Below are 12,509 nucleotides of genomic sequence, written 5' to 3' on the forward strand. Positions count from 1 at the left end.
TTCTCGCACGGCGTTTCCGGTACGTTCCTGGCGGAACGGGAAGCGGGTGGACACCGCCATGCCGCTGAGCCGTTTCCAGAGCGCCGCCACCGTGGCGAAGGTGCGTGAGCAGCTCGCCCGGGTGCACGAGCTCGTCCAGCGCAGGGCCGTACTCGACACCGCGGTCGCCAACCTGGCGATGACCCTGGACATCCGCCCCAGCGAGGCGGCCGAGCGGCTCAAGCAGATGGCGAAGAACAGCGGGGTGCAACTGCTCGAAGCTGCTCGGATGGTGCAGCCCCCGCCGCCGGACGACAGTCCGCTGCCCGAGGTCGCCGATTGGGTCCATCCCCTGCTCGAAACCTTCCACGACTCCGCCGCCTGGCTCTGTCCGGTCAGGGACTCCGTCGGACGGGTGGTCGGCTTCCGCGTCCTGGCCGCCAACAGCCACTGCACGACGCCGGCCGGCCAGCGGTGCGACATGATCGGCAGACGCCTGATGTCCATCAGCCCGGGCATCGGCACTTCCGGGCTGCTGGAGGACTACATCAGGGCGTACGAGAGCGGTGAGCCCTACTTCCGCCGCGCGATCGAGCATCTGGAGATCTCGGGCGAGCGGTTCTGGCCGGTCACGATGACCGTGCGCGCCGCCCGGGTGATAGACGGCATGCTGCTGAGCTGGTGCGTGCTCGACGAGAAGGACATGCTGATCTCCGGCTGGTCCCGCGCCCAGCGGCTGGCGGAGCTCGGCTGGGGCGAGTGGGACCTTGCCACGTGGCAGGTGATCTGGACGCCCCAGATGTACGACATGCTGGGCCTCGACCCCGGCGAAAAGCCGATCGCCCTGGAGGATTTGCCCAAACTAGCGGTGCCGGAGGACCTGGCCGCTGTCGAGGATCTGATCGACACGCTGCTGGAGTGCCGGGAGTCGGCCGAGACGGAGTTCAGAGTCAGGCACCGGCACGGCACGCGCCACCTGTGCGTCGTGGCCGAACCGTTGCTGGACTCCGAGGGCCTGCCGGTCAAGCTGCGTTTCCTCGTCCAGGACGTGACGCGTAACCGGCGTAGGGAGCGGTCGATGGCCAGGGTTCAGGCCCAGGCGGTGCGGCAGGAGGAACGCGCGCTGGAGCAGCAGCGGGTCTCCGAACATCTCCAGGCCGTGATCCTGCCGAACCGTCAGCGCTTCATGCACCTGCCGGGCCTGGCCGTCGGCGTGCGCTACCTGCCGGCCGAGGAGCTCGCCCGGCTGGGCGGCGATTTCTTCAAGGCGCGGCGCCTCGGTGAGGACAAGGTGCTGCTGGCGGTCGGGGACGCCATGGGCCATGGCCTGGCCGCGGCCGGCCTCATGCTTCAGCTGCGTGCGGGGCTGGCCGGGCTGGCCTACACCGGCGAACCGGCGAACCGGCTCGTGACCTTCCTGAACAGCGTGATCATGGATTTCGCCCAGAGCGTCAACCCCGTCACGGGCACCATGGTCGTCGGCCACTTCGACGCCACAAAGCGCACCTTCGTCTGGGCGAATGCCGGGCATCTCGCCCCCATGCTGGTACGGGACGGCTGCGCCAGGTTGCTGGACGGCGTGTCGGGGCCGCTGCTCGGCGCCTTCGAAGCCGACTACGAGCTGAACACCACCGAGCTGGAGGCCGGCGACCTGCTCCTGCTCTACACCGACGGGATCATCGAGAAGCGCGGACGGGACCTCGACGCGGGCATCCAGGTGCTGCTCTCGACCGCGCAGGACTGCTACCAGGAGGATCCCGAGGCGATGATCGACTGCATCTTGGAGCGCCTCGACGGCGGTCACGTGGAAGACGACGTCTGCATCCTGGCCGCACGGGTGCTCTGAAGGGGCACGGGTTGCGCGTCCCTGGCTCAGCTAGAGAGAGGGTCGGACCTCGTGACGAGCCGGTCCCTACCGCCGCCGTCGGCTCCGCCTCGCCCCGCCCCCTCCCGGCCCCCGCTGGAGAGGGCGCGGGCACGCTGGAGTTCCGCGCCCGGCAGGTCCGGCTCTGGATACCGGGACCGTGAAAGGCGTTCACCAGCAGCGGAGGTCCGCGGTGCCGGAGTAGGTCGTGTCGAAGGCGACCCATACGCGGTCGGCGGACTCCTGCGAGGCGAAGACGCTCAGCTCGGAGAAGTGCGCGCTGGGCCGTGATCGGTGATCCGCTGGGGGGCCGTCACGGCGGCGTACAGCAGGAGGAAAGGCGTGGCGGCGATGGCCGCCACGAGTGACACCCGCCTCAGACCAGATGGCCGGGAAGTCTTACCCACAGGTCGCACTCGCCGATGATCGCACGAGCGTCGGGCAGCCGCAGGCCCGCGCCGGCGCAGCAGTAGGCGATGGCCTGGCCCTGGTACAGGTACGTCGCCAGGATCTCCGCGGCGGACTGGTCGGGCGAGACGCTGCCGCCGCCCGGATGGGTGTCCCACTCCACGATGACGCCGTCGCGGGCGACGCTGCCCTGGTTGCCGCTCTTGGGGTTGGCGAACAGCCCGTAACAGACGGTGCCGGCCGAGAGGCGTTCGCTGACCCGGGGGCTCGACGGGCCGAAGCTCCAGGGCTGTGTGATCACGCAGCCGCCCGGCACGTCCGTGACGCCGACCAGGTCGAGGTTGTCCTCCCAGAGCTCGGCCGGATCCTCCAGGACCTCCTCCACCTCGTCCTGCGCGACCGGCTCGGCCTCCAGCCTGCGGACCGCCTCGGCGGCGGTGACGCCGGCCACGCACGCCAGGCCCAGGCCGTCGTCCTCGAAGTCGCCGAGCGCCGTGATCAGCCGTCGGGCCTCCGCCACGGCGGCGGACTCGGCGGGGGACAGGCCCGGCTCGCCCGGCGGCAGGGGGAACAGGTCCGGGGTCGGCGTGGCCAGGCTGAGCCGTCCTGGGGACCAGCCGGACATCATCGGCCGCCACGGGTCCGCTCCGGCGTCGGCCAGGACGCGGGCGTTGCCGGGGCGGTCGGCGAAGACGGCCTCCCAGAGCGCGGTGCGGCCCTCGTACTCGGCGTCGACGTCGTCGACCCGCCGGGCCAGCTCGGCGACCACCTCGGGCGAGCCGTACGCGGCGGCGGCGCGTAACGGCCGGCCGTAGTAGTACACGTTCCCGTGGGGGTCGGCGCCGGCGTCGAGGCGGGCGCGGATGAGAGCGAGGTCGCTCCAGTCGTTCCAGCGGACCCCGGACCAGTCGCCGGACGGGGGCGTGGTGGGCATGTTGCTCCTTCAGCCTGTGACGGGTGATGCGGTAGATCATGGAGGAGCAGACCGACAAAACGGAGAACGACCGGTGGCGGGTCGTTCCTGGGAGGCTGCATGCGGGGCTCATCCGGTCGCCTGCGCTGATGTTCGTGCTGGTGGGCTGCACCACGCCGGCCCCGGGCGGCCACCGGCGATCCCGTGCATGGGCTACCAGCTCACCCGCTGGGGTCGACAGGACTCCACCGGGGCGGCGAGTTGCCGCAGGACCAGCCGGGCCGCTTCGGCATCGCCACGAGCGCGGTTGCCGCCACCGACGGGAAGCCAGCGGCCAAGGGCTTGGCCGTTTCGTCCGGCGGGCGGCGTGCGTCGCGGATCAATGGCTCCAGCTCCAGGCCGGTATCAATATGGCGCTCCAACCCCGCAAGCCCCTATTCTCACCCATCGTGAAGCCCCTCAAGATCGCGGCACTCGCCTGCGCCCTCCTCACCCCCTTGACCGTCACGGCGGCCGCGCACGCCTCGGCGTATCCCGTGAAGAACCCCGTGCTCGTCAAGAACGTGTTGTACCAGGCCGGCCCGCTGCCCACCACGACCTGTAACGACCTGCCGGACGAGCCCGTAACGCCCGCCGAGGCCCGTACGTACATCAACGAGGCCCTGCGCTGCCTGGAGAACACGTGGGGACAGCACCTGAAGGCGGCCGGCCTGCCCTATGAGCCGGTCAAGGTGCGATTCGTGACCCGCCTGCCCAAGAACTACTGCGCGTCCGAGGACGGCGAGACGATCCAGCCGTCCACGGTGTGGTACTGCGACTGGGACCGCACGCTGTCCTTCAAGATCGGCGAGTACTGGCTCCTCGGACCCGTCACCGGCCTCGACCTCTTCCACACGATCGCCGCCACCTACGGTTACCACGTGCAGAAGCTGGCCGGTCTCTACGACGCCGGCGAGGACCTCAGAGCCGGCAGCAACGCCGAGCACCTCGAACAGAGGCGGCGCATGTACCTGCAGGCAGCATGCCTGGGCGCGGCCTTCGTCAAGAGCGTCTGGCCGCTGCCGGGCAAGACCGCGAGGGACTGGAAGAGGGTCACGGCGTCCTACTACCAAGACTCCGCCGAGTACGGCAAGGCCGCCAACCGCAAGCGATGGGTCAAGGCCGGTTTCCGCACCGCCGACCCGGCCTCCTGCAACACCTGGGCGGCAGCTTCGTCCAAGGTCTCCTGACGCGATCGACCCCGGCCTGGCCGGCCAGAACGTCCTGGTCGCCGCAGGGGCGGGCGGCATCGGCACGGCGATGCCACGCCGCTCTCATAGCGCTGGTCGACTATTGACCTGGGACAACCCAGCGGCAGAGGGTGAGCCGCACGGGCGTGTGCGGGCATGGGACCTGGCCACCGATCGACCGGCACCTGACCGGCGCCCCCGCGGACGAACGCAGCAACGCCCGCAGCGCCATCGGCGCCGAAGCGGATGAAACCTCGGCAGTTGGAGAACCAGGTCACTTCCGGTTCCGGTGGACGATCTCCTTGTCGCCCTTGCCGGGATACGCCATGATGAGCAGCCGCTGCCCGCTCTGCGCCTCGCCCTTCCAGGGGAACCAGGCGTAGTGCACGCGGATGCGGTAGTGCCCCTTCCGTCCGTTGAGGGCGAGGTTGGGCAGCTCGGTGCCGCTGAGGTTGTCGTAGAGCACGATCTCGCCGCCCGGGCTGTAGTAGCCGACCTCGACCACCTTGTCCCAGCCCTTGGTCTCGACGGGCGGCCGGCGGGTGTAGGTCTCCAGGGTGACGCAGAGGTCGAAGTCGGAGTGCGTCATGACGGCCAGGACGCCGGGCGCGGAGGAGACCAGTCCGTTGCCGGGGTCCAGGTCCGGCTCGGTCTCCCACTCTCCATCCCCTTCGTACGTCTGCAGCACCCCGTAGTCGGTCCACTGCGGCTCCTTCATCCGGATCGCCCGCGCCGGCCTGATGCGCGGACGGTGACGCGGCGTGGCGTCGCACATGGCTTGGGCATCGGCCTGCATCGCCGCGATCTCCTGGTCCTGCTTGGTCTTCGCGGCCTGGACGATGGTGGCGGCGCTGGGGCAGATGCCGGCCAGAGGATAGGTGAGGGACGCGCGGTCGATCTTCAGCCGGGCCAGCTCCCGTGGGTCGTTGCGGGTGTGGAGGCCGCACAGGCGGCGCCCGTAGGCGAGCACGACCTGGTCGGGCGTGGTGTCGGGGAACACGTGCAGGCCCCGTGCGCCGTGCTCGCCGCGCAGGGAGCACACGAACTTCTGCTCGGCCGTCAGCTCACGAGGCTCCGCCCTGCCCGTGTCGATCTCCCACGGCTCGGGCAAGGCGCAGTCCGTGACGGGGCCGCGGGCCGTGTCCGCTGCGGGCAGCAGGCACAGGATCACGGCCGAGGCGAGCCCCGCCAGCAGGACGTGGCCGCGGATGCGGTGAGCGGGCGGTGCGGCGTACAGGAGGAGCAGGATGAGGCCGGAGGCGGTGAGCGCGAGGGCGTACCAGAGCGGGGAGATGCCGGGGGACAGGAGCTGGGCGCCCTCGTAGGGGACCGTGGCGCCCGGCTCGACGTAGAGGCTTTCCGGGTAGAGCCACAGCTCCCCGAAGAAGGTGGAGTGGTCAGAGGTGAACGCGCTCACGGCGCCGACCCCGCCCAGCAGGAACAGGCTCAGCGTCGTGGCGCGCAGCAACGTGCGCGTCCGCCGCCGCACGGCGACCAGGATCAGCACCGCCGGCGCGCCGACGCCGGCGAGGAGGTCGAGCGCGAACCAGTACGCGGTGGCCTCCGCCCCGGTGTACTCGCGTACCACGTCGCCCAGCACGTTCTTCGGTCCGAGCCAGAACGGCACTCCCTGCGCGAGGTTCACGGCCGCGGGGACCAGCGGGAGCACGACCGCCACGGCCGGCAGCGGCCACCACCTGGCCCGCGCCCGCACGGGCTCCGTCCGGGGGACGGGAGGCTGGAGCGTGCCCAGGTCATGCGCGGACCGCGCCCACCAGACCAGCGAGAAGACCGAGACCGCGCCCATCAGCGAGGGAATCAGCAGCTTCCACGGCACCTCGTCCGGGCTGCCGAACGTGATGATCGACATCGAGCCGGGCGAAAGGAGCGAGAAGAGGACGGCGATCACGCCGGCCCGTACCGTCGCGCCGCTCCAACGCGGATCCCGTGCCTGCGCCACCAACAGCGACACCAGCCACAGCGACCGCAGGATGTCCAGCGCCCAGGTCCAGTTCTGCCCGGAGAAGAGGTGGTTGCCCGTCTCGTACGCGATGGTGGTGACGGCGTAGTGCACCACGCTGAGCGTGCCGGTCACGAGCATGAGCACCCGCAGCCATCGGCGGGTGGTCCCCGACAGCACGCGGTAGAACAGCCACATCACCGCGAGCTCGATCACGTCGGCGACCAGCGACATCCACCACAGGTAGGGGATCGGCAGTTCCCAGGCCAGGAGGTACGCGACCGTGGCGTAGAGACCGGCCCGCAGCAGCCGCACCTCCCGGCCGTTCCGCGCCGGCTCCCCGCGCAGCCGCCCGCGCAGCACCTCCCGGTACGCCCACGCCTGCACCGCCGCGATCGGCACCAGCAGGGCGGCCAGCCACGGCCACGCCCGGATCTGGTCCGCCGTGAAGCCGTTCGGTTCCGCGACGACTCGCCACAGCGGGACGAGGTCGCCGGTGACCAGTCCGACGACGGCAAGGACGATCACGGCGGCCAGGTAGAGAGCCGCGAAACCGGCGGCGAGCCGGCCGAAACGATGGCGGCGCATGAGGCACTCCGGGAGGGGGGTGAGGAGGAAAGCGCCCAACCCTACTGATCCCCGGCCAAGTTGATCAAGCGCCAGCGCGCGCAGTCCGCGGCCGACCGCGCCTCAGGGCGCCACGTCCACCGGGGCGCGTTCGTCCAGCAGGCCCTCGTCGCGCAGATCGGACCACAACCCTGCCGGGACGTGGGCCGAGAACGCGGCGGTGTTGAGCCGCACCTCCTGCGCCGAGCGCATCCCGACCACGATGCCCGCCACTGCGGGGTGGCGCAGCGGGAAGGCCATGGCGGCCTGGGGGACGGTCACTCCGTGCGCCTCGCAGACATCCGCGATGCGGTTGACCCGTTCCACCAGCCGCGGGTCGGCGGGCGCGTAGTCGAAACGCGCCCCCTCGGCAGGCCGGTCGGTCGCCAGCAGACCGGAGTTGAAGACGGAGGCGGCCAGGACGGACACGCCGCGTTCGACACAGGCGGGCAGCAGCTCGTCCAGGGCGGTGTGGTCCAGCAGCGTGTAGCGGCCCGACAGCATGATCACGTCCGCGTCGGTCTCCCGCACCAGGCGGGTCAGCTTGCCGGGGTGGTACATGCCCGCGCCGACGGCGCCGACCACGCCCTGGGCGCGCAACTCGGCCAGCGCCGGATACCCGTCGCGCAGGGCGGCCTCGAAGTGCTCCTCGGCATCGTGCAGATACAGCACGTCGATCCGGTCGACGCCCATGCGGGCCAGCGAGTCCTCGACGCTGCGCAGGATGCCGTCACGTGAGAAGTCCCAGACCCGGCGGTGGGTGGCCGGCACGGCGAAGCCCTCGTCCATCCGGCCCATCGGATCCTGCGGGACCAGCAGCCGCCCGACCTTCGTCGACAACGTGAACTCCGCCCGCGGCTTGCCGCGCAGCAGCTCACCGATGCGGCGCTCGGAGTGCCCGATGCCGTAGTGCGGCGAGGTGTCGAAGTAGCGGATCCCCGCGTCCCAGGCGGCCGTCAGCGCCTGCGCCGCGGTGTCGTCATCCAGCGGTTCGAACAGGCCGCCCAGCGGCCCGCCCCCGAAGCCCAGTTCGGTGACCTCTGTCGTGGTGTGCCCGAGCCGATGAGTGCGCATGCGGCATTTCTCCCTTGTGTACGGTTCCAGCTTCCAGTGTGAGGCGATCAGCAGGCGAGGAAGGTCCGGCCTGAGGGGTGAAAGCGGCCGCCAGGGACGACAGGATGGTACGGGCCGGGCGCGGGTAACTTTCACGGACGAGGCGCGCGGAACGACCGTTCGCAGAGCGCCGACGACCGTTCGCCGCACTTCTGCCCCTCTGCACCCGTGAGTGCGGCCCGGCACCTTAACGTCCCCATCGCCGCGATCCGGTGAGAACCGGGCCGGGCGGCAGACGTTCCCCTTCGTTCGTGTCGGTCGGCCAAAGGAGTGGACAGTGCACGTCTTACGGTGGTGGAGACTGCGGAGTGCGGCCTTCGTGGCGGCGGCTCTCGTGGCGGCTCTCGTGGCGGCGGCCCTGGTCGCGCCGCGGGCGCGGGCGTCGGCGGGCACCGGCGCCCCCGGCCGCGCCTGCTCCGGCTACGTGGGGCTGACCTTCGACGACGGGCCCACCCCCGGCAACACCCCCGCCCTGCTGGCCGCCCTCAGAACCGCCGGGCTGCGTGCCACCATGTTCAACGTCGGCCAGAACGTGGAGGCGTACCCGGACCTGACGAGGCAGCAGGTCAGGGCCGGCATGTGGATCGGCGACCACAGCTGGGACCACCCCCACATGACGCAGCTCACCGCCGAGCAGCAGGACGCGCAGATCTCCCGGACCCAGGACGTCATCACGCGGGTCACCGGCGCCACGCCCCGCCTGTTCCGCCCGCCCTACCTGGAGACCGACGAGGGGCTGCGCGCGGTGGAGCTCCGGCACGGCCTCACCGAGATCAACGCCGACGTGGACTCCCAGGACTGGAACAACGCCACCGCCGACCAGATCGCGGCGAAGGCCAGGGAGCTGCGGTCCGGCGACGTGATCCTCATGCACGACTGGCCCGCGAACACCGTCCGGGCCATCCCGCGGATCGCCGCCGATCTGCGCGAGCGCGGCCTGTGCGCCGGAAGGATCTCGCCGGTCACCGGCCGGGCGGTCGCCCCCGGCCACACCCCGGCCGGTGCCCGCACCGCCGGCCGGGTCGAGGATCTGGGCGACAGCGTGCGCTACACCTGGCCGGGCGTCACCTTCGAGGGCCGCTTCCAGGGCACCGGGGTCGGGATCGAGCTGAACGACGCCGCCAACGACTACGACGTACAGATCGACGGCGGCGCACCGGTCACGCTGCGGACGCCCGGCAGGACCACGCACTGGGTGACCGGCCTCGGCGGCGGCGTGCACACCGTACGCCTCGCCAAGCGGACCGAGAGCCCGTGGACGCCCGGCGAGTTCGGCGGGTTCGTCGCCGCGCCAGGGGGCCGCGTCCTCGCCCCGCCCGCCGCCCGCGCCCGGCAGATCGAGTTCATCGGCGACTCCTGGACCGCCGGCTACGGCAACATGTCGACCAGCCGCGACTGCTCGGCGAGCGGCGGGATCAACCCCAACTCCAACGCCGACCAGACCTTCGGCGCCCTCACCGCCCGCGCGCTGAACGCCGACCACCAGCTCACGGCCTGGTCCGGGATGGGCATGGTACGCAACTACAACGGCAGCAGCCCCGGCACCGACTTCCGCACGTACTACGACCGGACCCTCCAGGCGGCCGGCACCGCGGCCTGGCAGCCGCCCAGGACCTGGAGGCCCCAGGTCGTCGTGGTCGGCCTCGGCATCAACGACTTCTCCACCCCGCTCAACCCCGGCGAGCCGTGGGCCGACACCGCCGCGCTCGCCGCCGACTTCCGGGCCGCCTACCTGGGTTTCCTGGCCAAGCTCCGCCTCCGGTACGGCCCCGGCACGTCCATCGTGCTGACCTACCCGACGATGTCCGGCACGCCGCTGGCGGACTCCGTCCAGCAGATCGTCCGGGAGCGCAACAGCCAGGGCGACACCCGGGTGTCGGCGCTCCACTACGACAACGACGCCCTCGGGCTCGACCTGCTCGGCTGCGACTGGCATCCGTCGCTGCACGACCACCGGCTCCTGGCGGGCGCGCTCGGCCGCTTCATCGGGACGCTGCCCGTACGGTGGTGACGGTCCGGCCGTCCTGGTGGCGTTCCAGGACGGTTGCAACCCGTTCGCAAGAGCCGTCGGCCACGTTGATCACGTTGATCACGTGAGCCGGGCGAGGAGCGAGGGAGCCGAGCATGAACGACAAGAGGAAGATTCTTACGGCGGCTGGGCTGCTGGTCGCCGTCGGGACGGCCGGGACGGGGGTCGCGGTGGCGGCCGCCGCGGCGGCGTCCGATGAGGTGATCGTGGCGTGCGCCGGCGCGGACGGGGTGCTGCGCGTCCCGGGCGACCCGACGCCCACCCCGACCGCCACCCCCACCATCTCGCCGACCAGGAACCCGTCACCGAACCCCACCGCCACCCCGACGCTGAACCCCACCTCGACCCCGACCATCAGCCCCACCAGGAACCCGTCACCGAACCCCACCTCGACCCCGACGCGCAACCCCACTGCCACGCCCTCCTCGGCCGCCCTCGCGTCGAGCGCGTGCCGGGCCGGCGAGCGGGAGATCTCCTGGAACAGGACCGGCCCGCAGGGACCCACCGGGCCCGCCGGCCCCGCGGGCCCGGACCCCTTCGACAAGTCGGTCTGGGGCGGGCTCAGCGCGTTGATCCCGCCCCAGCAGGAGGCCACCTGGACGGGCGCGTGCCCGTACAGCGGCCTGCGGGCCGTGAGCGGCGGCTACGAGATCACCGACCTCGCCGCCCCGGCCAGCCCGATCCCGGACGTCCTCGTCGGCAAGGCGAAACTCGAACCGTTCGGCGACGTCCCCCGACGCTACGAGGTCCGGGCGAAGAACCGCACCGACAGGACACTGTCCATCAAGATCCACGTTCTGTGCGTCCCCGAATGAGCCCGGGGCCGGCGAGGGCCGCGATTTCCGTGATGGTGGCGGTCCTGGTCCGCCACGCGCGCGGCCGTCCACTCGGGCGCGTGACAGTTCGCCCTCAAGAACCCTGCTGGCTCATGCGTTGTTGCGGGGACGTTCGCCATGGCAGGCGGTTCTCAAGCTCTATCTCCAAGGAGAAGCTGAGAAAGGTCCGGACTATCACGATGAGCGCGAGGACGCCGACACTGGCAAAGGTAGGGGCCACGGCCACCGTCCGGATGATGTCACCGGCCACGAGGAACTCCAATCCGAGCAGGATGGCTCGGCCCAAACCCTGCCGATATCCCCGGTAGGCGTCGTGGAAGGGCCCTTGCCGGCTGATGGCACTGAGAGCGAAGCGTACGGTGGCCATCAGGGCGCCCAGCACGATGAGGGCGACACCGGCCACGTCAACCGCCTGGCCGACCCGTTCCACGAGATTCGCGAAACTCGTGTCCATGTCATGCCTCCCGGCCAGGGCTCATGAAACTGCCTTTCGTGAAATTCCCCGCCACAGGCACGACAACAGGGCGACAGAGGTCAGCACGTACGCTTTCGACCAGTGATGACCAAGCCTTTCACCTGTCTTGTCGAGCGTGCCGGCGGCGTCTCGGCGGGTCGCGCGTACCTGCCTCGGCATGTTCCAGCCGAGGACGCCCGGGAGCAGCCCTAGCCACCCAAGGCGCTCCCCCCACCGCGCTCGACACGGGCGGGGCGTCGGCGATACTGGGGGCGTGAAGTACGTGTCCAGAGTGCCGCGACCGCCGCTGGACGCGCTGATCGACGACCTCTACTACCTGGAGGGCGCGCCGCCGTACGCGCGGCTGACGCTGCCGCCGATGCCGGCGGCGTTGCTCATCGTCAACCTGGGGGCGCCGTTCCGCATCCGGGCCGGCACCGGCGTCGAGACGGCCGAGTACGCCGACGGCTGCGTGGTCACCACGCCCACCCGCGCCTTCGAGTTCGGCTATCCGCCGGGGACCCGGTCCGTCGGCGCGCACGTCAAGCCGTGGGGGCTGGCGCCGTTCCTGCCGATGCCCGCGGCCGAGCTGTGTGACCGGCCGGTGACGGTGGAGCAGGTCTGGGGCCGGGCCGCCATCGCTGAGCTGCGCGAGCGGCTGGCCGCGGCGGACGGACCGTACGAGATGCTGACGTTGCTCGAGCGGGAGCTGATGCGACGGCTGCGCGAGACCGCCGGCCTGGAGCTGGTCCGCCGCACGAGCGGCGTCATCGCGGCGGCCGGCGGGGCGGTGGCGATCGGCGACCTGAGCGTGGCGGCCGGTGTCAGCAGCACCCATCTGGCACGGCGGTTCAAGGAGCTCGTCGGCGTCACGCCGAAGCGGCTGGCCCGCAGCCACCGCTTCGCCGCCACCGTGTTCGCGATCGACCCCGCCGGGCCGATCGACTGGAGCGAGCTCGCGGGCGGCGCGGGCTACTTCGACCAGGCCCACTTCGGCCACGAGTTCCGGGCGTTCACCGGGCTCACGCCGACCCGGTACGTCGAGGTCCGGCGGCGGTTCCTGCGCGAACACCCCGGCCACGTGATGAACGGCTGGCCGCTGCCGGCCGATTGATTTC

General features: G+C 71.2%; 9 protein-coding genes. 5 read left to right on the plus strand and 4 right to left on the minus strand.

All coding sequences use genetic code 11. From position 1 onward, the window contains the following. Nucleotides 1-46 precede the first annotated feature (46 nt). On the plus strand, nt 47-1,825 hold the full coding sequence (locus tag ABD292_RS12105) for a PP2C family protein-serine/threonine phosphatase (protein WP_344207220.1): 1,779 nt from the start codon (nt 47-49) through the stop codon (nt 1,823-1,825). A gap of 394 nt (nt 1,826-2,219) precedes the next feature. Here ABD292_RS12105 and ABD292_RS12110 read toward each other — a convergent pair whose 3' ends face one another. Next, nucleotides 2,220-3,185: an ankyrin repeat domain-containing protein gene (locus tag ABD292_RS12110; protein WP_344207221.1), complete on the minus strand. Its 966-nt coding sequence runs from the start codon at nt 3,183-3,185 to the stop codon at nt 2,220-2,222. Between the two features lie 428 nt (nt 3,186-3,613). Here ABD292_RS12110 and ABD292_RS12115 point away from each other — a divergent pair, with 428 nt between their 5' ends. After that, the gene (locus ABD292_RS12115; protein ID WP_344207222.1) at nt 3,614-4,393 is read left to right on the plus strand and encodes a neutral zinc metallopeptidase; all 780 of its coding nucleotides are present in this window, start codon (nt 3,614-3,616) and stop codon (nt 4,391-4,393) included. Nucleotides 4,394-4,667: 274 nt separating this feature from the next. Here ABD292_RS12115 and ABD292_RS12120 read toward each other — a convergent pair whose 3' ends face one another. Then, nucleotides 4,668-6,941, minus strand: a complete 2,274-nt coding sequence (locus tag ABD292_RS12120) for a hypothetical protein (RefSeq protein WP_344207223.1) — start codon at nt 6,939-6,941, stop codon at nt 4,668-4,670. A gap of 102 nt (nt 6,942-7,043) precedes the next feature. Then, nucleotides 7,044-8,033, minus strand: a complete 990-nt coding sequence (locus ABD292_RS12125; RefSeq protein ID WP_344207224.1) for an aldo/keto reductase — start codon at nt 8,031-8,033, stop codon at nt 7,044-7,046. A gap of 316 nt (nt 8,034-8,349) precedes the next feature. On the opposite strand from ABD292_RS12125, the gene ABD292_RS12130 reads away from it, so the two are divergent. Together ABD292_RS12130 and ABD292_RS12135 are read left to right on the plus strand one after the other, a co-directional pair. Further along, the gene (locus ABD292_RS12130) at nt 8,350-10,083 is read left to right on the plus strand and encodes a polysaccharide deacetylase family protein (RefSeq protein WP_344207225.1); all 1,734 of its coding nucleotides are present in this window, start codon (nt 8,350-8,352) and stop codon (nt 10,081-10,083) included. A gap of 113 nt (nt 10,084-10,196) precedes the next feature. Then, entirely contained in the window at nt 10,197-10,916 is a 720-nt protein-coding gene (locus ABD292_RS12135; protein WP_344207226.1) for a hypothetical protein, read from the plus strand. Between the two features lie 94 nt (nt 10,917-11,010). Here the strand turns inward: ABD292_RS12135 and ABD292_RS12140 are convergent, their stop codons facing one another. Then, complete coding sequence (locus ABD292_RS12140) at nt 11,011-11,391, minus strand: DUF1622 domain-containing protein (RefSeq protein WP_344207227.1); 381 nt, start codon at nt 11,389-11,391, stop codon at nt 11,011-11,013. Nucleotides 11,392-11,665: 274 nt separating this feature from the next. Between ABD292_RS12140 and ABD292_RS12145 the strand changes: the two genes are divergently transcribed. Then, on the plus strand, nt 11,666-12,505 hold the full coding sequence (locus tag ABD292_RS12145; RefSeq protein WP_344207228.1) for a helix-turn-helix domain-containing protein: 840 nt from the start codon (nt 11,666-11,668) through the stop codon (nt 12,503-12,505). Nucleotides 12,506-12,509: the final 4 nt, after the last annotated feature.

Source organism: Nonomuraea bangladeshensis (assembly GCF_039529455.1).
Lineage (GTDB): Bacteria > Actinomycetota > Actinomycetes > Streptosporangiales > Streptosporangiaceae > Nonomuraea > Nonomuraea bangladeshensis.

What these genes read in the sequence shown, in the direction of transcription:
- ABD292_RS12110 (WP_344207221.1), bottom strand. Translation starts at nt 3,185, where the DNA reads ATGCCCACCACGCCCCCGTCCGGCGACTGGTCCGGGGTCCGCTGGAAC.
- ABD292_RS12120 (WP_344207223.1), bottom strand. Translation starts at nt 6,941, where the DNA reads ATGCGCCGCCATCGTTTCGGCCGGCTCGCCGCCGGTTTCGCGGCTCTC.
- ABD292_RS12125 (WP_344207224.1), bottom strand. Translation starts at nt 8,033, where the DNA reads ATGCGCACTCATCGGCTCGGGCACACCACGACAGAGGTCACCGAACTG.
- ABD292_RS12135 (WP_344207226.1), top strand. Translation starts at nt 10,197, where the DNA reads ATGAACGACAAGAGGAAGATTCTTACGGCGGCTGGGCTGCTGGTCGCC.
- ABD292_RS12140 (WP_344207227.1), bottom strand. Translation starts at nt 11,391, where the DNA reads ATGGACACGAGTTTCGCGAATCTCGTGGAACGGGTCGGCCAGGCGGTT.